Source organism: Variovorax sp. YR216, from assembly GCF_900107745.1.
Lineage (GTDB): Bacteria > Pseudomonadota > Gammaproteobacteria > Burkholderiales > Burkholderiaceae_C > Variovorax.
On the sequence record NZ_FNRO01000001.1, the window covers coordinates 368977 to 394222 of the forward strand.

22 protein-coding genes and 1 tRNA gene are annotated in these 25246 nt (G+C 65.2%); 16 read left to right on the forward strand and 7 right to left on the reverse strand.

Annotated elements, in window-relative coordinates; genetic code table 11:
• Positions 1-5: 5 nt before the first annotated feature.
• On the reverse strand, positions 6-1820 hold the full coding sequence (locus tag BLW05_RS01740; protein WP_093158914.1) for an extracellular solute-binding protein: 1815 nt from the start codon (positions 1818-1820) through the stop codon (positions 6-8).
• A 37-nt stretch (positions 1821-1857) separates the two neighbouring features.
• On the opposite strand from BLW05_RS01740, the gene fabI reads away from it, so the two are divergent.
• Together fabI and BLW05_RS01750 are read left to right on the forward strand one after the other, a co-directional pair.
• A complete protein-coding gene (gene fabI, locus BLW05_RS01745; protein WP_093158916.1) occupies positions 1858-2649 on the forward strand; it encodes an enoyl-ACP reductase FabI in 792 nt (263 codons plus the stop codon).
• Between the two features lie 93 nt (positions 2650-2742).
• Positions 2743-3618 (forward strand): DNA ligase, encoded by an 876-nt coding sequence (locus BLW05_RS01750; protein WP_093160378.1) that lies wholly within the window; start codon positions 2743-2745, stop codon positions 3616-3618.
• Between the two features lie 45 nt (positions 3619-3663).
• Here the strand turns inward: BLW05_RS01750 and BLW05_RS01755 are convergent, their stop codons facing one another.
• A complete protein-coding gene (locus BLW05_RS01755; RefSeq protein WP_093158919.1) occupies positions 3664-5934 on the reverse strand; it encodes an arginine/lysine/ornithine decarboxylase in 2271 nt (756 codons plus the stop codon).
• A 120-nt stretch (positions 5935-6054) separates the two neighbouring features.
• Between BLW05_RS01755 and BLW05_RS01760 the strand changes: the two genes are divergently transcribed.
• From BLW05_RS01760 to BLW05_RS01775, 4 genes are all read left to right on the forward strand, one after another.
• On the forward strand, positions 6055-6486 hold the full coding sequence (locus BLW05_RS01760; protein ID WP_093158921.1) for an NfeD family protein: 432 nt from the start codon (positions 6055-6057) through the stop codon (positions 6484-6486).
• Positions 6487-6512: 26 nt separating this feature from the next.
• Positions 6513-7445 (forward strand): SPFH domain-containing protein, encoded by a 933-nt coding sequence (locus tag BLW05_RS01765; RefSeq protein WP_093158924.1) that lies wholly within the window; start codon positions 6513-6515, stop codon positions 7443-7445.
• Between the two features lie 41 nt (positions 7446-7486).
• Positions 7487-7577: transfer RNA gene (locus BLW05_RS01770), tRNA-Ser, on the forward strand.
• 83 nt (positions 7578-7660) lie between these two features.
• Positions 7661-8488, forward strand: a complete 828-nt coding sequence (locus tag BLW05_RS01775) for a carbonic anhydrase (RefSeq protein WP_143044757.1) — start codon at positions 7661-7663, stop codon at positions 8486-8488.
• A gap of 60 nt (positions 8489-8548) precedes the next feature.
• Here BLW05_RS01775 and BLW05_RS01780 read toward each other — a convergent pair whose 3' ends face one another.
• The 4 genes from BLW05_RS01780 to BLW05_RS01795 form a co-directional block, all read right to left on the reverse strand.
• Positions 8549-9766 carry a branched-chain amino acid ABC transporter substrate-binding protein gene (locus tag BLW05_RS01780; protein WP_093158929.1) on the reverse strand — a complete coding sequence of 406 codons (1218 nt, stop codon included), beginning with the start codon at positions 9764-9766 and terminating at the stop codon, positions 8549-8551.
• A gap of 125 nt (positions 9767-9891) precedes the next feature.
• Positions 9892-10326, reverse strand: a complete 435-nt coding sequence (locus tag BLW05_RS01785; RefSeq protein ID WP_256329958.1) for a hypothetical protein — start codon at positions 10324-10326, stop codon at positions 9892-9894.
• On the reverse strand, positions 10326-10763 hold the full coding sequence (locus tag BLW05_RS01790) for a DNA polymerase III subunit chi (RefSeq protein WP_093158932.1): 438 nt from the start codon (positions 10761-10763) through the stop codon (positions 10326-10328). Before BLW05_RS01790 ends, BLW05_RS01785 begins: the two co-directional genes overlap by 1 nt.
• A complete protein-coding gene (locus BLW05_RS01795; protein WP_093158934.1) occupies positions 10760-12283 on the reverse strand; it encodes a leucyl aminopeptidase in 1524 nt (507 codons plus the stop codon). The genes BLW05_RS01790 and BLW05_RS01795 overlap by 4 nt, the downstream gene beginning before the upstream one ends.
• Positions 12284-12304: 21 nt before the next feature.
• Here BLW05_RS01795 and lptF point away from each other — a divergent pair, with 21 nt between their 5' ends.
• From lptF to BLW05_RS01825, 6 genes are all read left to right on the forward strand, one after another.
• Complete coding sequence (lptF, locus tag BLW05_RS01800) at positions 12305-13414, forward strand: LPS export ABC transporter permease LptF (RefSeq protein ID WP_093158937.1); 1110 nt, start codon at positions 12305-12307, stop codon at positions 13412-13414.
• Entirely contained in the window at positions 13411-14517 is a 1107-nt protein-coding gene (gene lptG, locus BLW05_RS01805; protein WP_093158939.1) for an LPS export ABC transporter permease LptG, read from the forward strand. The genes lptF and lptG overlap by 4 nt, the downstream gene beginning before the upstream one ends.
• A gap of 11 nt (positions 14518-14528) precedes the next feature.
• A complete protein-coding gene (locus tag BLW05_RS01810) occupies positions 14529-14897 on the forward strand; it encodes a sirohydrochlorin chelatase (RefSeq protein WP_093158942.1) in 369 nt (122 codons plus the stop codon).
• Between the two features lie 63 nt (positions 14898-14960).
• Complete coding sequence (locus tag BLW05_RS01815; protein ID WP_093158944.1) at positions 14961-15902, forward strand: CysB family HTH-type transcriptional regulator; 942 nt, start codon at positions 14961-14963, stop codon at positions 15900-15902.
• Positions 15899-17071, forward strand: coding sequence for a pyridoxal phosphate-dependent aminotransferase (locus tag BLW05_RS01820; RefSeq protein WP_093158947.1), 1173 nt, complete (start codon positions 15899-15901; stop codon positions 17069-17071). The genes BLW05_RS01815 and BLW05_RS01820 overlap by 4 nt, the downstream gene beginning before the upstream one ends.
• Positions 17072-17181: 110 nt before the next feature.
• Entirely contained in the window at positions 17182-17340 is a 159-nt protein-coding gene (locus tag BLW05_RS01825) for a DUF3309 family protein (protein ID WP_088956970.1), read from the forward strand.
• 72 nt (positions 17341-17412) lie between these two features.
• Here the strand turns inward: BLW05_RS01825 and hrpA are convergent, their stop codons facing one another.
• Positions 17413-21192, reverse strand: a complete 3780-nt coding sequence (hrpA, locus tag BLW05_RS01830; RefSeq protein ID WP_256329965.1) for an ATP-dependent RNA helicase HrpA — start codon at positions 21190-21192, stop codon at positions 17413-17415.
• A gap of 135 nt (positions 21193-21327) precedes the next feature.
• On the opposite strand from hrpA, the gene argA reads away from it, so the two are divergent.
• The 4 genes from argA to dapD are packed head-to-tail and all read left to right on the forward strand — an operon-like array spanning position 21328 to position 25185.
• Positions 21328-22674: an amino-acid N-acetyltransferase gene (gene argA, locus BLW05_RS01835; protein WP_093158952.1), complete on the forward strand. Its 1347-nt coding sequence runs from the start codon at positions 21328-21330 to the stop codon at positions 22672-22674.
• A gap of 35 nt (positions 22675-22709) precedes the next feature.
• Entirely contained in the window at positions 22710-23156 is a 447-nt protein-coding gene (locus tag BLW05_RS35835) for a hypothetical protein (RefSeq protein WP_177142533.1), read from the forward strand.
• Positions 23153-24364, forward strand: coding sequence for a succinyldiaminopimelate transaminase (gene dapC, locus BLW05_RS01845; RefSeq protein ID WP_093158954.1), 1212 nt, complete (start codon positions 23153-23155; stop codon positions 24362-24364). Before BLW05_RS35835 ends, dapC begins: the two co-directional genes overlap by 4 nt.
• Positions 24361-25185: a 2,3,4,5-tetrahydropyridine-2,6-dicarboxylate N-succinyltransferase gene (gene dapD / locus BLW05_RS01850; protein ID WP_093158957.1), complete on the forward strand. Its 825-nt coding sequence runs from the start codon at positions 24361-24363 to the stop codon at positions 25183-25185. Before dapC ends, dapD begins: the two co-directional genes overlap by 4 nt.
• Positions 25186-25246: the final 61 nt, after the last annotated feature.

The window sequence follows — 25246 nt, forward strand, 5'->3', positions numbered from 1 at the left end:
CGCGTCTACCTCCGGTCGCCCTCGCGGGCCCACCATGTCGTCATGATCCAATCTTCGGCCGAAGCGTAGGGCGGCATCGGCGACTTGTAGTCCAGCCGCCATGCGTTATAGGCGACGCGGTGCGCCGTCAGGGTCCATTGCGGGATCAGGTAGTGGCTGTGCATGATCACCCGGTCCAGTGCGCGGCAGGCCGGCAGAAGCTCCTGCTTGGTTTTGGCGCGCACGATGTCGGCCACCAGCGCATCGACCGCCTGGCTGCTCACGCCCATGTAGTTGCCCGAGCTTTCCGTCCTGGCGGCCTTGCTGCCGAAGATGTCCGCCAGTTGCTGGCCTGGGTTGTTCGTGCCGGGGAAGTTGATCGTCGTGATGTCGAACTCGAACTTGTCCAGCCGCTGCTGGTAAAGCGCGAAATCGACCGAGGCGAACCTGAGCGTGATGCCGAGCTTCTCCAGGTTGCGCATCCACGGCGACACGGTCCGCACGCCGCCTTCCTTGCTGTCGAGGTACTCGAGCTCCATGGGCTCGCCCTTCGCATTGCGCAGCGCGCCGTCGCGGTACTCCCAGCCTGCCTCCTTGAGCAGCTCACGCGCGCGCCGCAGATTGTTGCGCAGGGACTGCTCCGGACCATCGGTCGTGGGCGGCGTGTACATCGGGCCGAACACCGCATCGGGCACCTTGCCGCGCCAACGCTCGAGCAGCTTGAGCTCCTCCGGCGACGGCGTGCCCTCGGCCGCGCAGTCGGTGTTGCCGAAGAGGTCCCGCACACGCGGATAGCCGTTGTAGAACATCTGGCGGTTCATCCACTCGTAGTCCAGCGCGAGGCCCAGCGCCTCGCGCACCCGCGGATCCTGCAGCTGCGCACGACGACTGTTCAGAACGTAGCTCTGGAATCCCGATGGCAGCCGGTGGGTGAATTCGCGCTTGACCAGTTCGCCGGAATCGAAGCGCTTGCCCGTCACCCGGCGCGCCCAGTCGCCGGCCGAGTAGAAGCTCATCATGTCGAACTCGCCCGCCTTCAGGGCTTCGAGGCGCGCGGTGTTGTCCTTGTAGATCTTGATCGTGATGCGGTCGAAGTTGTTGGTTCCGCGCCGCACGCCGAGATCGCGCGCCCAGTAGTTCGGGTCGCGCACGTAGGTGATGTCCTTGCCGAAGCGCACCGGCCCGATCTTGTAGGGCCCGCTTCCGATCGGGATGTCCATGACGACCTGGTCGAAGGGCTTGGCCTTGCCGTTCTCCATGCCCCATCGCCGGCTGAAGACCGGCAGGCCGCCGACGATCAGCGGCAGTTCGCGATTGGGCTTCTTGAACTTGTAGCGAATGGTGTGGGCATCGATCACCTCGGCGCTCTCGACGTCCTCCAGCAACGTCTTGTAGGACGGCGAGACATACGGTCCGATCAGCGTGTCGTAGCTGTACTTGACGTCCGCCGCCTCGACTGGCGTACCGTCGTGGAAGCGCGCCTGCGGCCTCAGCCTGAAGGTCGCGCTGAGGCGGTCGGGAGATACGACGATGTCTTCGGCCAGCAGCCCGTAGCCGGAAGCGGTCTCGTCCATGGACCCGGCCAGCAGCGAATCGAACATCAGGCTGCCCAGGTAGGCCGGCGGCGCACCCTTGATCGTGAACGGGTTGTACTTGTCGAAGGTGGAATAGCGCAGGTTGCTGACGAGCCGCAGTTCGCCGCGCTTGGGTGCATCGGGATTGACGTAGTCGAAATGCGGAAAACCCGCCGGGTACTTGAGATCGTCCCACATCGCATAGCCGTGCGCAGCCCATGCGGGAAACGCGCATGCCATCAACCACAAGCACCAAAGAAGCCGCATGCGAGAATTCTGCCCAAGATTTTCACGAGGTCGTCCCATGGGCTTTCTTTCCGGTAAAAAACTTCTGATCACCGGCGTTCTGAGCAACCGCTCCATCGCCTACGGCATCGCCAAGGCCTGCCACGAGCAAGGCGCCGAACTGGCGTTCAGCTACGTGGGCGAGCGATTCAAGGACCGCATCACCGAATTCGCCGCCGAGTTCGACTCCAAGCTGGTCTTCGACTGCGACGTCTCCGACGATGCGCAGATCGACAAGCTTTTCGCGGACCTGTCACAAACCTGGCCCAAGTTCGACGGCTTCGTCCACAGCATCGGCTTTGCACCGCGCGAGGCGATCGCGGGCGACTTCCTCGAAGGCATCTCGCGCGATGCCTTCAAGGTGGCGCACGACATTAGCGCCTACAGCTTCCCGGCCATGGCCAAGGCCGCCCTGCCCTACCTCAACGACAAGTCCGCGTTGCTCACGCTGACCTACCTCGGCGCGGTGCGCGCGCTGCCCAACTACAACACGATGGGCCTCGCCAAGGCGTCGCTCGAAGCCTCGGTGCGCTATCTGGCCGAATCGCTCGGGCCGAAAGGCATGCGCGTCAACGGCATCAGCGCCGGCCCCATCAAGACGCTCGCCGCGAGCGGCATCAAGGGCTTTGGCAAGATCCTGTCGGCCGTGGCCGAGGTGGCGCCGATCCGCCGCAACGTGACGATCGAGGAAGTGGGCAACGTCGCCGCGTTCCTGCTCAGCGACCTCGCCAGCGGCGTGACGGCCGAAATCACCTATGTCGACGGCGGCTTCAGCCATGTCGTCGGCGGCATCGCCGAACCGGTCGCCTGAGCAGCGGACATCGCGCACGATAATCCTGGCATACCTAGAGATGCCAGGGAGTAGACAGTGAGTTTTTCCTTTCGTATGGGCCGTGACGTGCTCATGGCCATTACACGCCGATGGTTTCTGCTGGCGGCTGCCGGCGCGGCCTTCGGCCTTGCCCACGTCACGGATGCGGCCGCGCAACCTGCGCAGAAGGTGCCGGCCCCGGTCATGCTTGCCGAGGTCTACCACCCCGGCGTGGCGCTGGACGACTACTGGGTCAGCGAGAAGTACGACGGCATCCGAGGCTACTGGGACGGCAAGCAGCTATGGACACGCAGTGGCGAGCGCATCGCCGCGCCGCGCTGGTTCACCGAAGCGCTGCCCGCCGAGCCGCTCGATGGCGAGCTCTGGGCCGGTCGGGGCCGCTTTTCCCAGACCGTCTCGACGGTCCGCAGCCAGCCGCCGTCGGACACGGCCTGGCGCGAGATCCGCTTCATGGTTTTCGATGTGCCGGCCCAGCCCGGCGACTTCACCGCGCGGCTCGCGTACCTGCGCAAGCTGCTGCCCATCACGAGCGTCCCCTGGGTCGTCGCTGTCCCGCAGCAGCGCGCAACGACGGCCGAAGACCTCGACGCTCTTCTCGAGAAGACGATGAAGCTGGGCGGCGAAGGCCTGATGCTCCACCGTGGCGCATCGCACTATCACGCAGAGCGCAGCAACGATCTCCTCAAGGTCAAGGCCTACGACGACGCCGAGGCGCGCGTGGTCGAACACATCGGCGGACGCGGCAAGCACGGCGGACGCCTCGGCGCCCTGCTCGTCGAGATGCCCAATGGCAAGCGATTCAAGCTTGGCGGTGGCCTCACCGACGCGGAGCGCGAAAACCCGCCTCCGGTCGGCACGTGGGTGACCTACCGCTACAACGGCACGAACCCGTCCGGCGTGCCGAGGTTCGCGCGCTTCCTGCGCGTGCGCGAGGACATGGATTTCTGACCTCGCGCCGCCGCCTCGGCACGGATGCGGCGGCGACAGGCCCGGTCAGGCCGCGCGAACGCAATCGGCGTAGTAGCGCTTCTTGCCAGAGTCGTCGATCCGCGCGACCAGCCCGTGGATGTCGGTCTCGAAGCCTGGGCACTGCGTGTTGAACTCGCGCGCGAATTTCAGGTAGTCGACGATCTTCTTGTTGAACACCTCGCCCGGGATCAGGAGCGGAATGCCGGGCGGATACGGCGTGATCAGGCTGGTCGTGATGCGGCCTTCCAGTTCGTCGATCTCCACGCGCTCGGTCTTGCGGTGCGCGATGTGGGCGAAGGCGTCGCTGGGCTTCATGGCGGGCGTCAGGTCGCTCAGGTACATCTCGGTGGTCAGCCGCGCGACGTCGTAGCGCGCATAGAGTTCGTGCACGTGGTGACACAGGTCGCGCAGCCCGAGACGCTCGTAGCCAGGATGCTGCTGGCAGAACTCCGGCATGATCCGCCACATCGGCTGGTTGCGCGCGTAGTCGTCCTTGAACTGCTGCAGCGCCGTGAGCAGCGTGTTCCAGCGGCCCTTGGTGATGCCGATGGTGAACATGATGAAGAAGCTGTAGAGGCCGGTCTTCTCCACGATCACGCCGTGCTCCGCGAGGAACTTCGTGACGATCGCTGCCGGAATGCCGGTCTTGGCGAACTTGCCGTTGAGGTCCAGGCCGGGCGTCACGATGGTCGACTTGATCGGGTCGAGCATGTTGAAGCCGTCGGCCAGCGCGCCAAACCCGTGCCACTTCGCGGTGCGCGATTCGCCCTTGATGATCCAGTCGTCGGCGCGGCCGATGCCCTCTTCCACGAGCCTCTCGGGGCCCCAGACCTTGAACCACCACTCGTCCTTGCCGAATTCGGCTTCGACCTTGCGCATCGCGCGGCGGAAATCAAGCGCCTCGAGGATGCTTTCCTCCACCAGTGCGGTGCCGCCGGGCGGCTCCATCATCGCCGCGGCCACGTCGCAGCTCGCGATGATCGCGTACTGCGGGCTGGTCGACGAGTGCATCAGGTAGGCCTCGTTGAACAGGTCCCGGTCGAGCGCCCGATTCTGCGAATCCTGCACAAGCACGTGGCTGGCCTGGCTGATGCCGGCCAGCAGCTTGTGCGTGGACTGGGTCGCGAACACCAGCGACTCCTTCGGCCGCACGCGACGCTTGCCCATCGCGTGATAAGCGCCATAGAACGGATGGAAGGCCGCATGCGGCAGCCAGGCCTCGTCGAAGTGCAGCGTATCGACGTAGCCGTCGAGCATGCCCTTGATCGTCTCGGTGTTGTAGATCACGCCGTCGTAGGTCGATTGCGTGAGCGTCATCACGCGCGGCTTGACCTTGTCGGCGTCGACGTGCGAGAGCAGCGGATTGGCGCGGATCTTCGCCTTGATCGCGGTCGGCTCGAATTCGCTCTTGGGGATCGGGCCGATGATGCCGAAGTGGTTGCGCGTCGGCTTCATGAAGACGGGAATAGCGCCGGTCATGATGATCGCGTGCAGCACCGATTTGTGGCAGTTGCGGTCCACCACCACCACGTCGTCCGGCGCCACCGTGTGGTGCCACACCATCTTGTTGCTGGTGCTCGTGCCGTTGGTCACGAAGAAGCAGTGATCGGCATTGAAGATGCGCGCCGCATTGCGCTCGCTGGCCGCCACCGGCCCGGTGTGATCCAGCAACTGGCCGAGTTCCTCCACCGCGTTGCACACGTCGGCGCGCAGCATGTTCTCGCCGAAGAACTGGTGGAACATCTGGCCGACCGGGCTCTTCAGAAAAGCCACGCCGCCCGAGTGCCCGGGACAGTGCCATGAATACGAACCGTCTTCCGCGTAGTCGATCAGCGCCTTGAAGAACGGCGGCTGCACGCCCTCCAGGTAGCTCTTGGCCTCGCGGATGATGTGGCGCGCCACGAACTCCGGCGTGTCCTCGAACATGTGGATGAAGCCGTGCAACTCGCGCAGGATGTCGTTCGGGATGTGCCGCGAGGTCTTGGTCTCGCCGTAGATGTAGATCGGCACGTCGGCGTTCTTGCGACGCACTTCGCCGATGAAGTTGCGCAGGTTGAGAACGGCCGGATCCAGGTCCGGGCCGACCGAGAACTCTTCGTCGTCGATCGACAGGATGAAGGCGCTGGCGCGGCTCTGCTGCTGGGCGAACTGGCTCAGGTCGCCGTAGCTCGTGACGCCCAGCACCTCGAAGCCTTCGTTCTCGAATGCCTGAGCCAGTGCGCGAATGCTGAGCCCCGAGGTGTTCTCGGAGCGGAAGTCCTCGTCGATGATGACGATCGGAAAACGAAATTTCATGAGCGTGGCTCCGGTAGGGCTGGCAAACAGGCGCGAAGTGTACGGAATTCAGATGAACGCCCATGGCGTCTTTCGCCTTTGCCACAATCGCCGTGTCTCAACGCACAGAGAGGATTGGCTATGGCAAGTTCCACCGTCTGGTGGCTCATGACGGGGGCGGCCATCGTGCTCGAGCTGATTTCCGGGACCGGCACGGTCTACCTGCTGCTCATCGGCGCAGGCTTCGCTGCCGCGGCGGTGTCGACGCACCTGGGCGCCTCGCTCGGCACGCAGTTCATCGTCGCAGCCGTGGTCAGCGTGTCGGCGGTGATCGTCTGGCACGCCATCCGCCGCCGGCGTCCCCCGGGACCGCCCACCTCCGCCAATCCCGACGTGAACATGGATATCGGCGAGCGCGTACAGGTCGATGCCTGGAATGCGGACGGCACCGCCGTCGTGCGCTATCGCGGCACGCAATGGACCGCGGTCGCGCGCGCCGGCGACGTCCCGACCGCAGGGCAGCACAAGGTCGTCGAAGTGGTCGGCAGCCGCCTCGTCGTCGAAAAGATCTGAATCAAGAAAAGGAAGGAATCCGCTCAATGGAATATGCCCTCGTTCCCCTCGTCATCCTGGGGATCGCCATCCTCTTCATCACCCAGTCGATCAAGTTCGTGCCGCAACAGAACGCCTGGGTGCGCGAACGGCTCGGCCGCTATCACGGGACCATGTCGCCGGGGCCCAATTTCCTGGTCCCTTTCATCGACCGGGTCGCGTACCGGCACAGCCTGAAGGAAATTCCGCTCGACGTGCCCAGCCAGGTCTGCATCACGCGCGACAACACGCAGTTGCAGGTGGATGGCATCCTGTACTTCCAGGTGACCGACCCGATGCGCGCGAGTTACGGCTCGTCGAACTACGTCATGGCCATCACGCAGCTCGCGCAGACCACGCTGCGCAGCGTCATCGGCAAGCTCGAACTGGACAAGACCTTCGAGGAGCGCGACATCATCAACGCCCAGGTGGTCTCCGCCATCGACGAGGCGGCGCTCAACTGGGGCGTGAAGGTGCTTCGCTATGAAATCAAGGACCTCACGCCGCCCAACGAGATCCTGCATGCAATGCAGCGCCAGATCACCGCGGAACGCGAGAAGCGCGCGCTGATCGCCGCCTCCGAAGGCCGCCGCCAGGAGCAGATCAACATCGCCACGGGCGAGCGCGAGGCCTTCATCGCACGCTCCGAAGGCCAGAAGCAGGCGCAAATCAACAACGCACAAGGCGAGGCAGCCGCCATCACCGCCGTGGCCGAAGCCACCGCCGGCGCGATCGAGCGCATCGCCGCCGCGATCCGCCAGCCTGGCGGCGAGCAGGCGGTGCAGCTCAAGGTGGCCGAACGTGCAGTCGATGCCTACGGCAAGGTCGCTGCGGACGCGACGACCACGCTGATCGTCCCGAGCACCATGAACGAGACCGCCGCCCTCATCGCATCGGCGATGCGGATGGTGCAAGCAGGCAAGACATCGAGCACGACCTGACCCAGGATATGGGTCCACGCACTGCTACAATCGTAGGCTTCGGAGCGGTGGATGAGCGGTTTAAGTCGCACGCCTGGAAAGCGTGTGAGGGTTAATAGCCCTCCGCGGGTTCGAATCCCGCCTGCTCCGCCACAAATACATAGTCAAGTTTCAATCACGGCGCGACCCTCACGAGGGGTCGCGCCGTTTTTGTTTGCCGCGGCTTCTTTCTTCGGTTGATCCTGTTGAAGGCGGCGGCCACACCTCGTTCTCAAAAACCTCATAAAAAAGGGAGTTACCTCATGCCTCGTTTTCAACGTCCTGCCATTGCAGCCCTACTTGCCTTGGGCTTCAGCCTCGTCGCCCATGCCGCCGAGCACGCGCACTGGTCTTACAACGCCGGAACCGGCCCCGCGCAATGGGCCGAACTCGATCCGGACAACCGGCTGTGCAAGGCGGGCTTTCAGCAATCCCCCATCGCGCTTCACACGCGCAAGTCCACGCGCCTCGCGGACCAGGACATCGCCCTGCACCTCGGCAAGGCAAAGGGTCAGCTCGTCAACAACGGCCACACGATCCAGTTCAACGTGGCCGATGCGGCGCCCAACCGCGTAGCGTTCAAGGGCGGCAGCTATGCACTGGCGCAATTCCATTTCCACACGCCGAGCGAACACCATCTCGACGGCAAGTCGTTCCCGATGGAAATGCACTTGGTGAACAAGGATGTCGACGGCAAGATCACCGTTGTAGGCGTGTTCATCAAGCCAGGCGCGAAGAACGAAGCGCTCGCCCAACTGTGGGGACAACTGCCCGCCGCAAACGGAGCACCGAATGACGGCGAAGTCGATCTCGCCACTTTGCTGCCGACCTCGCACAAGGCCCTGCTCTATTCCGGATCGCTGACCACGCCGCCGTGCTCCGAAGAGGTGAACTGGATCGTCATGGAGCAGCCGATCGAAATGTCTCGGCAGCAGATCCAGGCTTTCCAGAAGCTGTTCCGCGACAACCACCGCCCCATCCAGCGGGACCACGGGCGCAAGGTGGTCGAGGAAGCGGCCATGTGAACTGAGCGCACAAACAAAAAGGGCCCCGAAGGGCCCTTTTTCATGGTCGGCGCTTGCCGATCAGCTACCACCGCGCACCACGGCGATCTGCGTACGCTGGCCGCCCTTGTAGGTGTAGAGCGTCAGCGCACCGTTCTTGACGTCGCCCTTCTCGTCGAATGCGATCGGACCGGTCAGGCCCTTGTAGTCGATCTTGCTCACTTCAGGCAGGTACTTCTCGGGATCGGAGGAGCCCGCCTTTTCCATGGCAGCAGCCAGCACGTTCACGGCGTCATAGACGTACGGTGCATAGATCTGCACTTCGACGCCGTTCTTCTCCTTGAACTTCGCCTTCCAGGCATCCAGCGGCGCCTTGAAGTCGCCTTCCACGCCACCGGCTTCAGCGCACACGACCATGTCTTCGCCGATCGCATCGCCGGCGAGCTTGGCGAGTTCGCCGGTGCACAGGCCGTCGCCGCCCATGAACTTGACGTTCATGCCGAGCTGCTTGACCTGCTTGAGCATCGGGCCGCCCACGGCGTCCATGCCGCCGAAGAACAGGATGTCAGGCTTGGCGCCCTTGAGCTTCGTCAGGATGGCGTTGAAGTCGGTCGACTTGTCGGTGGTGAACTCGTGGCCGACGATGTTGGCGCCGGCGGCCTTGGCGGCCTTCTCGAATTCTTCTGCGACGCCCTGGCCGTACGCGGTGCGGTCGTCGATCACGGCAATGTTCTTGCCGTTCAGCTTTTCGACCGCGTACTTGCCGAGCGTGCCGCCGAGCTGGGTGTCGTCAGCCACCACGCGGAAGGTGGTCTTGAAGCCCTGCCGGGTGTACTTGGGGTTGGTCGCCGACGGCGAGATCTGCGGGATGCCCGCGTCGCTGTACAGCTTGGAGGCCGGGATGGTGGTGCCGGAATTCAGGTGGCCGACAACGCCGTTGACCTTGCTGTCGACCAGCTTCTGTGCAACTGCGGTGCCTTGCTTCGGATCGGCTGCGTCGTCTTCGGCGAGCAGTTCGAACTTCGCGACCTTGTCGCCGATCTTGATGCCCTTGGCGTTCAGGTCCTCGATGGCCATGCGGGCGCCGAACTCGTTGTCCTTGCCGAGGTGCGCGATGGCGCCGCTGGTCGGAGCAACGTGACCGATCTTGACGACCAGCGTTTCAGCCGGAGGCGCAGCCGGTGCCGGCGCCGCTGCGGTCGGAGCAGGAGTTGCAGCGGGTGCAGCAGCTTCTTCCTTCTTGCCACAGGCCACGAGCGCGAGAGCAGCCAGTGCGACCGCAGTCCATTTCAATTGCATGGGGAACCTCCAGAACATGATTGAGTGAAGTTGAAAACCGGTCTTGCGATCCCGGCGCTTTCGACTCAGCAAATATCGCGCCGCGGTCGCTTGGCGCCCACGCGCTCTCCGACCTGGCGCGCAGTTTAGCCCAAGGATCGAGGGCCAAACGTTGGCGTAGACCCGGGGTTTTCCGTTAGTTCACGGGCCAGCGATTCGCTCACCAGATCACGCAATACCGCCTCGATTTCCTTGCGAAGTGCAGGGATCATCTTGTCCAGGTGATGCTGAACGGCGGCTGACACCGCATCGCTCACCCGCTCCTCGAGCGAGAGGTCCACGCGCTGCAGAACGCGGTGCAGCAATTGCTCTTCGAGCCTGAAAGCCTCGGCCTCGGAAAGCCGTGCCTCGGGGCTCAGCGCGACCGCCTCTGAAGGCTCCGTGGCCATGGGCAAGGGTTCGATCTGCGGGGTCTCCGACGGCGCAGTGAGCACAGGCGAAACCGGCGGCGTCTCCTGCGACTGCTCGAACACCGTCGTCAGCGTCGGAACGAAGCGCGGCGGCGTGCGTTGCGTCGACATCAGTTCGAGCCTCCGCCGTAGGGGTACGTGCGGATCGCGTACCCGCGATCCTTGTAGTGTCGCCAACGCGTCCGGCCGGCCTGCTTGTCGGCGTCTTCGCTGCCGACGATGTCGATCAGTCGCTCGAAGCGCTCGAACCTGGCGGGCAGCTCCGCGCCGAGGTTGACGAGGATCGGCCGGTCCGGAAGCGACGTCGTACCACTCTCCGCCAGCACGACAGGTGAACGCGCGACGACGTGGGCTTCATCGCCGCTGCGGCAATGCGCGATGAACTCGGTCGGCTGCAGGGCCCAGAGGGACTGGTCGATCGCATCCAGCGTCGCCTGATCGGCCATGACCACGAGACGTGCGCCGTGCGCGCCGACGGCCTTGCGCAGCAGACGGCAGGCGTAGCTCACCTTGTCCGGCATGTTGTAGTGGCCGTCGATCTCAGTCACTTGGTGCGCGCCTTTCCGGTGGCCTTTCGCGCGGCCTTGGGGGCCTTGGGGGCCTTGTCCGAAGCCGACTTGCCGCCGCCGGTCCGGCTTTCGGTCAGCAGGTAGTTGAGCAGCAGGCCGACCGGTCGCCCGCTTGCGCCCTTGGCCGCCCCGCTCTTCCACGCCGTCCCCGCGATGTCCAGGTGAGCCCAGGCGAAGTCGCTGGTGAAGCGCTGCAGGAACTTGGCCGCGGTGATCGCACCGCCCGCGCGGCCCGCGATGTTGGCCACGTCGGCGAAATTGCTCTTGAGGCCCTCGGCATAGTCGTCGTCGAGCGGCATGCGCCAGCAACGGTCTTGCGACTGCTCGCCAGCGGTCGTCAAGGCGGTGGCCAATGCGTCGTTGCTCGAGAAGAGACCGCTTCGAACGCCACCGAGCGCCACCACGCAGGCACCGGTGAGGGTCGCAATATCGATGACGGCCGACGGCTCGAAGCGCTTGGCGTAGCTCAGGGCATCGCAAAGGATCAGCCGGCCTTCCGCATCCGTGTTGAGGACCTCGATGGTCTGGCCGCTCATGCTCGTCACCACGTCGCCCGGCTTGACCGCGCGCCCGTCGTTCATGTTCTCGCAGGCCGGTACCAGGCCGATCACGTTGATCGCAGGCTGGATGTCGCCCAGCGCACGGAACACGCCGAGCACGCTCGCCGCGCCGCACATGTCGAACTTCATTTCGTCCATTTCGGCTGCGGGCTTGAGCGAAACGCCGCCGGTGTCGAAAGTGATGCCCTTGCCGACCAGCACGACAGGCGCCTGGTGCCGCGAAGCGCCGTGGTAGCGCAGCACGATGAAGCGCAGCGGCTCCGCCGAGCCCTGCGCCACGGCCGAGAACGCGCCCATGCCGAGCTTGGCGACTTCCTTGGGCCCGAGCACTTCGCATTTCACGTTCGGGAGCTTCGCGAGTTCTTCAGCGGCACCGGCCAGCAGGGTCGGCGTGCAGTAGTTGGCCGGCCGGTTCGCCCATTCCTTGGCGAGCTCGATACCGGCCACGGTCGCGGCCGCTTCGTCGAAAGCCTGGCGCAACCCGCCGACATCCGGGAGACCGAACACGACTTGCTTGATCGACCGCAATTCCGCCTTCGACTTGGTGGTGCCGTACATGTAGCTGGCATCGGCCACCGCGATCACGGCGCCGCCCAGCGCGGCGCCATCCAGCGGCTGCGTCGCCGCGATCACGACCCGCTTGGGATTCGATCCCTTCGCGGCGCCGATCGCGGCAGCCACCGCCGAGCGGACCGAAGCGGGCTTCCCGTCCCCCGACGACACCAGCACCACGCGCGACGCGGCGATCCCGGCGGGCCTGTACAGCGTGAGCAACTTGCCGGATTTGTCAGGCAGGTCGCCGGCCTTGCGGGCTTCGGCGATCAGCGCGGAAAGCGCGTCCTTGGCGGTGGTGGAACCGGCTCCCACAAGCACGACGAGCACATCGGCTTTTTCGGCGGCAGCCTGGGCGGCGGAGAGGGTCTTGAGTTGAAAGTCCATAATCCTTTTTTTCCCTCGACGATGTTATTCCATTCCTCATTACGCAAGGAGCTGTCCCGCAGCTTCGGAGCCACCGTGGTGGTGCTGGTCACGATCGTGATGACCATGATGCTGATCCGCACGCTCGGCTTGGCGAACAAGGGCAGCGTGAATCCTCGCGAGGTCTTCCTCGTGATGACGTACACCGTGCTCGGCTACATGCCGACCATCCTGAGCCTGTGCCTGTTCGTGTCGATCGTCGGCACGCTGTCGCGCATGTACCGTGACAGCGAAATGGTGATCTGGTTCTCCAGCGGGCGCGGGCTGGCCGAGTTCCTCCGGCCGCTGTTCGGCTTCGCATGGCCGATCCTGGTGCTGATCGCAGTTTTCGCGCTCGTCGGCTGGCCCTGGGCCAACTCGCAGACGCAGGGCATGCGAGAACGCTACGAGCAGCGCAGCGACATCGAGCGGGTCTCGCCGGGCGAGTTTCGCGAATCCGCGGGCCGGCTGCGCGTGTTCTTCATCGACAAGGACGCGCCCGACAGTGCCACCGCCAACAACGTGTTCATCCAGTCGATCGAGCGCAACTTGCAGATCATCACGTCCGCCCGCCGCGGTCACATGGAGGACATCGACGGCAAGCGCTACCTGCTCCTGAGCAACGGCCAACGAGTGGAGCGCTCGCTGAACGCCGAAGGCACCAAGATCAGCGAATTCCAGACCTATGGCGCCAAGATCGGCAGCAGCAGCGGCAACTCGCCCGATGACGCCCCGGTGCGCACGCGCACCACGCTGTCGCTGTTGCGCGAACCGACGCTGCTCAATCTCGGCGAGCTCGGTTGGCGCATCGGCATGCTGCTCGCGGGCGCCAATTTCGTGTTGCTCGCGCTGGCGCTCTCGAGCGTGAATCCGCGGGTGGGCCGCAGTGGCAACTATCTCTTCGCCCTCTTCGCCTTCGTCCTCTACTACAACCTGCTCAATCTCGGCCAGAACTGGGTGGGCTCGGGAAAGTACAGCCTGGGCGGCTTCATGCTGGTCCTGCATGGCGGCGCCTTCCTGATCGGCCTCGCCTGGCTCGCGAAGCGGCACTACAACTGGAGCCTGCTGCCCGCGTTTCGCGTCCGCCGCGCCCGAAAGACTGACGCCGCGTGAAAACAATCCGTCGCCTCATTTACGTGGAGGTGGCGAAGGCGGTCGCCTTCGTCGCGCTCGGTTTCTTGAGCCTCTTCTTCTTCTTCGACTTCGTCGACGAACTGCAATCGATCGGCCGCCCCGAGACGCTGGGCTACGGTGGGGCGCAGGCGCTGCTGTACGTCGCGCTGCTGATTCCCAGCCATCTCTACGACCTGCTGCCGATCGCTGTGCTGATCGGCACCATCTTCGTGATGGCGCGGCTCGCGCAGAGCTCCGAATTCACCATCCTGCGCACCAGCGGCCTCGGGCCCTGGCGGGCGCTTCGGGCATTGCTCATCCTCGGGCTGGGCTTCGTCGTGCTCACCTTCGCGATCGGCGACTACATCGCGCCGTTGAGCGACCGCACGGCGCAATTGCTCAAGGTGCGCTACCAGAATATCTTTTCGCTGGTCGGCAACACCGGCGCGTGGCTCAAGGAGCGCCAGGGCGACACCTCCTACGCCGTCAACGTGGCCACGATGGGCCGCAATGGCGAATTGAAGGAACCGCGCATCATCGAGTTCGACAACAAGGGCTTCATCACCTCGCAGACGACTGCCGCATCGGCCCAGGCCAGCGACGGACGATGGACGCTCGTCGATGTCAGCCGGGAGGAATACGACACGCGCGGGCCCGGCAATGCGCGCATCGTCACGACCAAGATCCCGATGATCGAATGGCCGACTTCGCTGACGTCCGAGATGGTGTCGGTCGCGCTGCTGCGGCCCGATCGCATGCGCACGCTCGATCTGTTCGACTACATCCGCCATCTCGAGGCCAATGGCCAGACGGCGCAGCGCTACGAGATCGAGTTCTGGCGCAAGGTGTTCTACCCGCTGTCGTGCCTCGTGATGGTCGTGCTGGCGCTGCCGTTCGCGTACCTGCACTTCCGCCAGTCCGGCATCACGACCTATGTGTTCGTCGGCGTGATGATCGGCATCAGCTTCTTCCTGCTGAACAACGTGTTCGGCTATCTCGGCAATCTCGGCAACTGGCTGCCATGGATGACGGCAGCCGCGCCGGGGCTCATCTATTCGGTGATGTCGCTGGGCGCGTTCACCTGGCTGGTGCTGAGGCGCTAGAGGCCCCCCGCATGAATGCCACCCGCGGCATCGTCCTCTTTGCGCACGGCTCGCGCGACGAGCGCTGGCGTGCGCCTGTGGAAGCGGTGGCGCGGCGGGTCGCCGAACTCGATCCGCAGACCAAGGTCTCTTGCGCGTACCTCGAACTGGTCCAGCCCGATCTGCGCGGTGCAGCGGAAGCCTTGATCGTCCAGGGCGCACGCACCATCCGGGTGCTACCGCTCTTCCTCGGGATGGGCCGGCATGTGCGCGAAGACCTCCCACGCCTTCTCGATGATTTGCGCGCACGGCATCCGGCGGTCGAATTCACCCTGGCCGGCGCTGTCGGCGAAGCGCCTGAGGTGATCGAGCTGCTCGCGAGAAAGGCGCTCGAATCCTGAAGCCGCGGTGATTTTCATAGATTCCGAAGGCATAATGAATTCCCGAATAAGACGGAATTTGTTATGAATCTTCACCAGTTCAAGTTCGTGCAAGAGGCCGTGAGGCGAAACCTCAACCTGACCGAAGCTGCCAAGGCGCTGCACACCTCGCAGCCGGGCGTCTCCAAGGCCATCATCGAACTCGAAGAAGAACTGGGCGTGGAAATCTTCGCGCGGCACGGCAAGCGGCTCAAGCGGGTGACCGAACCCGGCCAGCATGTGCTGGCGAGCATCGAGCTGATCATGCGCGAGGTCGGCAATCTCAAGCGGATCGGCGAGCAGTTCAGCGCCCAGGACAGCGGCACGCTCTCCATTGCCACCACGCACACCCAGGCCCGCTACGTCCTGCCGGTGCCGGTCGCCAAGCTGCGGGAGGCCTACCCCAAGGTCAACGTGAGCCTGCACCAGGGCTCGCCGGACCAGGTGGCGCGGATGGTCATCGACGAGATCGCCGAGATCGGCATCGCGACTGAATCGCTGTCCGACTATGCCGATCTCGTGACGATGCCCTGCTACGAGTGGCAGCACGTGCTGGTGCTGCCCAAGGAGCACCCGCTGGCCGCCAAGGAGCGCATCACGCTCGAGGACCTCGCGGCCGAGCCGATCATCACCTACCACCCCTCGTTCACCGGCCGCACGCGCATCGACCACGCCTTCGCACACAAGAAGCTGACGCCGCGCATCGCGCTCGAAGCGATCGATTCGGACGTCATCAAGACTTACGTGCGGCTCGGCCTCGGCGTGGGCATCGTGGCCGAGATGGCGGTGCGCGACGAATCGAACAGCGACCTCGTCGTGCGACCGATGGGCCACATCTTCGGCGTCAACATCGCCCGCGTCGCGTTCAAGCGCAGCGCCTACCTGCGCAACTTCGTCTTCAAGTTCGCCGAGCTCCTTTCGGACCGGCTCGACCGCAACCTGATTGCCAAGGCATTGAGCGGCCAGCACCAAGACTACGACCTGTGAGTACCTCCACCGTGACTGCACGCACCCCAGAAGTCCAGACCAAGCTGCCCGCCGTGGGCACGACCATCTTCACCGTCATGTCGGCGCTGGCCGTCGAAAAGAACGCGGTGAATCTCGGGCAAGGATTCCCCGATTTCGGGTGCGATCCGAAGCTGCTGCAGGCCGTGACCGATGCCATGGCCGCGGGGCACAACCAGTACCCGCCGATGCCCGGCATCCTTCCGCTGCGGCAGGCGATCGCATCGAAGATCGCCACGCTGTACGGCCACAGCTACGACCCGCAAACCGAGATCACCATCACCGCAGGCGCGACGCAAGCGATCATCACCGCCATCCTCGCGGTGGTCCGACCCGGTGACGAAGTGATCGTGCTGGAGCCGTGCTACGACAGCTACGTGCCCAACATCGACCTCGCCGGCGGCAAGGTGGTGCGTGTGCCGCTCACACCCGGAACCTTCCGGCCGGACTTCGACAAGATCGCAGCCGCACTCACGCCACGCACCCGCGCGATCATCATCAACACGCCGCACAACCCCAGCGCCACCGTCTGGACCGAAGCGGAGATGCAGCGGCTGGAGGAACTGCTCGCGCCGACCGATGTGCTCGTGATCAGCGACGAGGTGTACGAGCACATGGTCTACACCGGCGCAAGGCATGAAAGCGCCGCACGCTTCCCGGGCCTGGCCGCGCGCACCTTCATCGTGAGCAGCTTCGGCAAGACCTACCACGTGACCGGCTGGAAGGTCGGCTATGTCGCTGCGCCGGCGCCGCTCACCGCGGAGTTCCGCAAGGTCCACCAGTTCAACGTGTTCACGGTCAACACGCCTATGCAGCACGCGCTGGCGAGCTTCATGGCCGACCCCGCGCCTTACCTCGAACTACCGGCCTTCTATCAGCGCAAGCGTGACCTGTTCGCCGAAGGGCTTGCAAAGACCCGACTCAAGCTGCTTCCGAGCGGCGGCACCTACTTCCAGTGCGTGGACATCAGCGAGGTGAGCGACCTCAATGAAGCGGATTTCTGCCAGTGGCTCACCAGCGAGATCGGCGTCGCGGCGATTCCGCTGTCGGCCTTCTATGGCGACGGCTTCGACCAGCGGGTGGTGCGCTTCTGCTTCGCCAAGAAGGACGAAACGCTCCACAACGCCCTGGAGCGGCTGGCCCGGCTCTGACAGAAACGGTAGGAGAGTCCTGACCGCCGGAGGGCGTGCCTTCCGGCGAGGGATGCGACGGCCCGCCTCGACCATGGGCTTCTCGGTTGATTCCGCCCAAGGAGAAGTCCATGTCACTTTCGTTGATTCTGCTGATCGTGCTGATCCTGCTGTTGGTCGGCGCGTTGCCAAGCTGGGGCTACAGCCGCAGTTGGGGCTACGGTCCGAGCGGCGGCCTGGGTCTGGTGCTCGTCGTGGTAGTCGTGCTGCTTCTCATGGGGCGGATATAGCGCCCTCCGCCATCGCATGAGAACGCGAGCTGCCCGCTTCGGCGGGCTTTTTCGTGCGCGGTCGAAAGTCGCTCAGCTCTCGAGCTGGACCCAGAGCTTGTCGAGGCGCTTCACGCTCACGGGCTGCGGTGTGCGCAGTTCTTGCGCGAAGAAGCTCACGCGCAGTTCCTCGAGCAGCCAGCGGAATTCGCCCATGCGTTCGTCGATCGCACCCTTGCGCTCTGCGAGCAGGCGCCAATAGCGCTGCTCCTGAGGGCGAAGCTCCGCCAGGCGCTGCGCATCGCGGTCGGGGTCGCCGCGCAGCTTGTCGAGCCGCAACGTGATCGCCTTGAGGTAGCGCGCGAAATGCTGGAGACGCTGCCAGGGCGTATCGACCAGGAAGCGCTTGCCGACCAGCCGCTGCAACTGCTGCAACGCATCGGCCGTGGCCGTCGGCTGGATCTTGGTGTCCTTGATCTTGCGCGCCGCGACCGCGTACTCGGCGAGGATCACACCGGCAAGCCGCGCCACCTCGTTGGCAATCAGCGTCAGCCGGCCGCGCCCCTCTTCCACACGGCGCTTGAAGCCGGCTTCGTCGGTCGGCAGCGGGTCCTGCAGGAAAGCACGGTCAAGCGCGACATCGATGACCTGCGCGCGCAACTCCTCCAGCGTGCCGAGCGGCATGAAGGCCACCGCCATCTTCTGCAGATCGGGGATGTTCTTCTCGAGGTACTTGAGCGCATCCTTGATCTGCAAGGCGAAGAGGCGCCGCAGGCCGATGCGATGCTTCGCGGCCGCGACGGCCGGTTCGTCGAAGACTTCGATGGTGACCGCATCGCCGCCGTCGACCAGCGCCGGGAAGCCGATGAGCGATTGCGCGCCGCGCCGCACCTCCATCAGTTCCGGCAACTCGCCGAAGGTCCATGCGGTGTAGCGCTGTCCCGCCGGCACCGCCGCCGCGGGCGCTTCGGCTGCCGTCGCGGGCCGCTCATCGCGCTTGCCGGCCGGCGCCGACGGTGCTTCCGGCGCCGTCTTCACATTGAGCCCCGCGAGCGCCTGGAACGCACCCCGCGCCTGCGCGCCAAGCTCCGCCTTCAGCGCGCCAAGATTGCGTCCCATGCCGAGTTGGCGGCCATGCTCGTCCACCACACGCAAGTTCATGAACAGGTGCGGCGGCAGCATGTCCAGCTTGAAGTCCGTGCGCTTCACATCGAGGCTGGTTTCCTCTCGCACGCGCTTGAGCAGCGCATCCGTCAGCGATCCATGGCCGAATACCTCGGGCGCACCGAACACTTCAGCCAGGCGCGTCGCGGTTTCCGGCAGCGGCACCAGCCGCGCCCGCGGCTTCTGCGGGAGGCTCTTGAGAAGTGCCTGGATCTTGTCCTTGAGCATGCCGGTCACCAGCCACTCGCAACGCTCCTCGCTGACCTGGTTCAACACGAAGAGCGGCACCGTGACCGTGAGCCCGTCCTTGGCATCGCCCGGCTCGTGCAGGTAGGTTGCCGCGCAGTCGACGCCGCCGAGCCGAAGCGTTGGAGGAAATGCCTGCGTCGTGATGCCGGCCGCCTGATGGCGCATCAGCTCATCGCGCGTCAGATACAGCAGCCGCGGCGCGCCCTTTGATTGCGCGCGATACCAGTTCTCGAAGCCCAGGCCGCTCGCAACATCCGCCGGCACCTGCGCGTCGTAGAACGCGTAGATCAGTTCGTCGTCGACCAGCACGTCCTGGCGGCGCGACTTGTGCTCCAGCGCTTCGACCTCTCGCACCAGCTTCCGGTTGGCGGCAAGGAAAGGCAACTTGCTCTCCCACTGGCCGCCCACAAGCGCCTCGCGAACGAAGATCTCCCGCGCCGCCGCCGGGTCGACCCGGCTGAAGTCCACGCGGCGCCCGCTGTACACCACGAGCCCGTAGAGCGTGGCCCGCTCCAGCGCCGCGACCTGCGCGCCCTTCTTCTCCCAGTGCGGATCCAGCAACTGCTTCTTGAGCAGGTGGCCGCCGACCTGCTCGATCCACTGCGGCTCGATGTTGGCGATGCCGCGGCCGAAGAGGCGCGTGGTCTCGACCAGTTCGGCGCAGACGATCCAGCGCCCGGGCTTCTTCTTCAGGTGCGCGCCGGGGTGCCGGTAGAACTTGATGCCGCGCGCACCCAGGTACGCCTCGTCGTCTTCGAGCTTCCAGCCGATGTTGCCCAGCAAGCCCGACAGCATCGACATGTGCAGTGCGTCGTAGGTTGCGGGCTGCGCGTTGATCCGCCACTTGTGCTCCGTCACCACGGTCAGAAGCTGGGAATGGATGTCACGCCACTCGCGCACGCGCCGCACGTTGATGAAGTTCTGCCGCAGCAGTTGTTCGTACTGGCGATTGCTCAACTTGTGAGTTTCGCCATGCCCGCCACGCGCATCGTGGATCCATTTCCACAGCCGCAGGTAACCGCTGAATTCGCTGCGGTCGTCGTCGAACTTCGCGTGGGCCTGGTCCGCCTGCTGCTGTGCTTCCATCGGGCGGTCCCGCACATCCTGCACCGACAGCGCGCTGGCGATCACCAGCACCTCTTCGAGCGCACCGCGCGAGCGGGCCTCCAGGATCATCCGGCCGACGCGGGGATCGAGCGGCAGCTTCGACAGCTCCACGCCGGTCGGCGTGAGTTCGTTCGCGTCATCGACTGCGCCGAGTTCGTTGAGCAACTGGTAGCCGTCGGCAATCGCTCGCCGCTGCGGCGCTTCGAGAAAAGGAAAGCGCTCGACGTCCCCGAGGTGCAGCGACTTCATCCGCAGGATGACCCCCGCGAGCGACGATCGCAGGATTTCGGGATCGGTGAAGCGCGGGCGCCCATCGAAATCCTTCTCGTCGTAGAGCCGGATGCAGATGCCGTTCGCCACCCGCCCGCAACGGCCGGCGCGCTGGTTGGCCGCCGCCTGGCTGATCGGCTCGACCAGCAGCTGCTCGACCTTGCTGCGGAAGCTGTAGCGCTTGACCCGCGCGGTGCCGGCGTCGATCACGTAGCGGATGCCCGGCACGGTCAGCGAGGTTTCGGCGACGTTGGTCGCCAGCACGATGCGCCGGCCCGTATGGCCGTCGAAGATGCGGTCCTGCTCCGCCTGCGACAGCCGTGCGAAGAGCGGCAGCACTTCAGCGCTGCGCATCACCGGCTGGTGGCTCAGGTGCTTGCGAAGATGGTCCGCCGCCTCGCGGATCTCGCGCTCACCGGGAAGGAAGACGAGGATGTCGCCGGCGTTGTGCGGATCCCGCCAGAGCTCGTCGACGCCGTCGGCGATCGCGTCGTTCAGATCGTGGTCGCGTGATTCCTCGAAGGGGCGGTAGCGCTGCTCGACCGGAAAGGTGCGCCCAGACACCATGATCGTCGGTGCGGGCCCCTTCGCCGACGCGAAGTGCTGTGCGAAGCGATCCGCATCGATCGTCGCAGAGGTCACGATGACCTTCAGGTCCGGCCGCCGCGGCAGGATCTCCTTCAGGTAGCCGAGCAGGAAGTCGATGTTGAGTGAACGCTCGTGCGCCTCGTCGATGATCAGCGTGTCGTAGGCCTTGAGCAGCGGATCGGTCTGCGTCTCCGCCAGCAGGATGCCGTCGGTCATCAGCTTGACCGAGGCGTCGCGCGAGAGGCGGTCCTGGAAGCGCACCTTGAAGCCGACCACCTCGCCCAGCGGCGTCTTCAGTTCTTCGGCGATGCGCTTGGCGACCGACGAAGCCGCGATCCTGCGCGGCTGGGTATGGCCGATCAAGCGGCCCTTGCCGGGCGGCGCGTTCAGCTTGCCGCGTCCGAGCGCCAGGGCGATCTTGGGCAGCTGCGTGGTCTTGCCCGAACCCGTCTCGCCGCAGACGATGACCACCTGGTGCGCCTCGATGGCGGCCATGATTTCGTCGCGCCGGGCCGACACCGGCAGGGATTCTGGAAACTCGATTCGAAGTGAGGGCGAAGACAAGGCGGACAGTTCGGGGAAAATCGTCGATTATCTTGCGACCGGCCTTCCGCCGCCCCACTCCCGCCAATGTCCACCGTCTTCAACTTCACCTTCGTTCCCTGGTTCCGCTCGGTGGCGCCGTACATCCACACGCATCGCGGCAAGACTTTCGTGGTTGCCCTGGCCGGCGAGGCGATCGCGGCGGGCAAGCTTCAAAGCATTGCGCAGGACCTTGCCCTGATCCAGAGCATGGGCGTCAAGGTGGTGCTGGTCCACGGCTTCCGGCCACAAGTCAACGAGCAGCTGCGCGCCAAGGGCCACGAGGCGAAGTATTCGCACGGCATGCGCATCACCGACGAGGTCGCGCTGGACTGCGCCCAGGAGGCCGCCGGCCAGCTGCGCTACGAGATCGAGGCCGCCTTCAGCCAGGGCCTGCCGAACACGCCGATGGCCGGCTCCACGGTGCGGATGATCTCCGGCAATTTCATCACCGCGCGGCCGGTCGGGGTCGTCGACGGCATCGATTTCCAGCACTCCGGCCTGGTGCGCAAGGTCGATGCGGCCGGCATCCGGCGCGGACTGGATTTCGGCGCGATGGTGCTGATGTCGCCCTTCGGCTTCTCGCCCACCGGCGAGGCCTTCAACCTCACCATGGAAGAAGTCGCGACCAGCGTGGCGATCTCGATCCAGGCGGACAAGCTGATCTTCCTGACGGAAATCCCCGGCATTCCGGTGGATGCCAGCCGGCCGATCAGCGACGACAACCCGATCGACACCGAACTGCCGCTCGACGCGGCAAAGAAGCTTCTCGCCTCGCTGGCACCAGCGCAGCGGCCGACCGACACCGCCTTCTATCTCCAGCACTGCGTGAAGGCCTGTGAAGCGGGCGTCGAGCGCAACCACATCATTCCCTTCAGCGTCGACGGCTCGCTGCTGCTCGAGATCTACGTGCACGACGGCATCGGCACGATGGTGATCGACGAGAAGCTCGAATCGCTGCGCGAGGCCACCGCCGACGACATCGGCGGCATCATCCAGCTCATCGAACCCTTCGAGCGCGACGGCACGCTGGTCAAGCGCAGCCGCACCGAGATCGAGCGCGACATCGGCCAGTACACGGTGATCGAGCACGACGGCGTGATCTTCGGCTGCGCGGCGCTGTACCCCTATCCCGAAGCCAAGACCGCGGAGATGGCGGCACTCACGGTGTCGCCCCAGTCGCAGGCGCAGGGCGACGGCGAACGCATCCTCAAGCGCATCGAGCACCGCGCGAAGGCGCAGGGGCTGGACAGCATCTTCGTGCTCACCACGCGCACCATGCACTGGTTCCTCAAGCGCGGCTTCCAGCAGGTTAACCCCGACTGGCTGCCCGAAGCGCGCAAGCGCAAGTACAACTGGGACCGCAAGAGCCAGGTGCTGGTCAAGAAGCTCTGATCGATCCCCAAGGCCCTACCGACGAGGAGAAGACGATGTTTCCGTGGCTCTGGTTCTGGTCCCCGGTGTTTCATCTCCCCTTCAGCGGCAGCGTGGCGCAGCAGATCGAGCCCGACACCAACTGGTTCTTTGCCGGGATTCCTTCATCGGCGGGCAACGGCCTGCTCGAGAAGAAGGCGTTCGATGTGGCCAGCTACGGGCGGCAGCTCGGCTGGATCACCGAAGTACTGCTGGCCGCGAAGGGCTCCGACGCCATCGCGCCCGGCGATGCCGAGGATTCGCTGCGCAAGCTCGAAGCCGCCTATCTCAAGATCGAAGCCGTCAAGGAAGAGAGCCGCGCCGAACTCGTCGATGTCGCGAGCGCCGCGCTCCAGAAGCTGGGCGAAGCCGACCCGGCGGCGCTCGAAATGCTGATCCTCTCGGCACAGGCACGCCTCAAGGCGATGGCGCCGCGCCTCGGCCACGATAATTCCGCCCTATGAATCCCTTGCTCGCCAAACTGCAGCCCTACCCTTTCGAGCGGCTGCGACAACTCTTCGCGGGCGTCACGCCGAACCCGCAATACGCGCCCATCAGCCTGGGCATCGGCGAGCCCAAGCACCCGACGCCCGGGTTCATCAAGGACGCGCTCTGCGCCGGGCTCGGCGCCCTCGCGGTCTATCCGGCGACGGCGGGCGACCTGCAGTTGCGCGAGTCCTTCACCGGCTGGCTGCAGACGCGCTATGGATTGAGCCTCGACCCGGCGACGCAGGTGCTGCCGGTCAACGGATCGCGCGAGGCGCTCTTCGCGCTGGCGCAGACCGTGGTCGACGCGAGCCGATCGCCCGCGCCGATCGTGATGTCGCCCAATCCGTTCTATCAGATCTACGAAGGCGCGGCCTTCCTCTCGGGCGCCGAGCCGTACTACGTGCCGAGCGTGCCCGCGCGCAACTTCGCGGTCGACTGGGACAGCGTGCCGGATGAGGTCTGGGCCCGCACGCAGCTCGTCTTCGTCTGCTCTCCGGGCAATCCGACCGGGGCAGTGATGCCGCTCGACGAGTGGAAGAAGCTCTTCGCGCTCTCCGACCGCCACGGCTTCGTCATCGCCGCCGACGAGTGCTACAGCGAGATCTACTTCCGCGATGAACCGCCGCTCGGCGGGCTCGAGGCCGCGGCCAAGCTCGGCCGCGGCGACTTCCGCAACCTCATCGCGCTGACCTCGCTGTCCAAGCGCAGCAACGTGCCCGGACTGCGCAGCGGCTTCGTGGCGGGCGATGCGTCCATCATCAAGTCCTTCCTGCTCTATCGCACCTACCACGGCAGCGCGATGAGCGGCACGGTCGCGGCGGCCAGCATCGCGGCGTGGGGCGACGAGTCGCACGTGCTCGAGAACCGAATGCAGTACCGCACCAAGTTCGCGGCAGTCACGCCGCTCCTGGAGCCGGTGCTCGACGTGCGCCTGCCCGACGCGAGCTTCTACCTCTGGGCCGGGGTTCCCTCCTCCTGGCAGGGCGACGACCAGGCCTTCGCCCGCGAGCTCTACGCTCAATACAATGTCACGGTGCTGCCTGGCAGCTATCTCGCCCGCGACGTGGCCGGCAGCAATCCGGGACGCGGGCGTATCCGGATGGCGCTGGTCGCCGACACCGCCGAGTGCACCGAAGCCGCGCAACGCATCGTCCAATTCATCCAGAACCGAGTTCTTCCATGACCCAACAACTCCAGCAGACCATCGACGCAGCGTGGGAAGACCGCGCCAACATTTCCGCCGCCAGCGCTCCGAAGGAAGTGCGCGACGCCGTCGAGCACGTGATCGCCGAGCTCAACAACGGCAAGCTGCGCGTCGCCACGCGTGAAGCCGTCGGCCAGTGGACCGTCCACCAGTGGATCAAGAAGGCCGTGCTGCTGTCCTTCCGCCTGCGCGACAACGAGCAGATGCAAGCCGGCTCGCTCGGCTTCTACGACAAGGTGCCGACCAAGTTCTCGCACCTGTCGGCCGGCGAGCTGAAGGACGCCGGCGTGCGCATCGTGCCCCCGGCCGTCGCTCGCCGCGGCAGCTACATCGCCAAGGGTGCGGTGCTGATGCCTTCCTACGTGAACATCGGCGCCTACGTCGGCGAAAACACGATGGTCGACACCTGGGCCACCGTCGGCTCGTGCGCCCAGATCGGCGCCAACGTGCACCTCTCCGGCGGCGTCGGCATCGGCGGTGTGCTCGAGCCCCTGCAGGCCGGCCCGACCATCATCGAGGACAACTGCTTCATCGGCGCGCGCTCCGAGGTCGTCGAAGGCGTCGTCATCGAGGAAAACTCGGTGCTGTCGATGGGCGTCTACATCGGCCAGAGCACCCCGATCTACGACCGCGCCACCGGTGAAGTCACCTATGGCCGGGTGCCTGCCGGATCGGTTGTGATCAGCGGCACGCTGCCCAAGGACAACGGCCGTTACAGCCTGTATGCGGCCATCATCGTGAAGCGTGTCGACGCGCAAACCCGCGCCAAGACCTCGCTGAACGACCTGCTGCGCGACTGATCGAACACCGGCCGCCGGAGGGGCGGCCGGACGTCAAAATCCCTTTACAACAGATACGTCG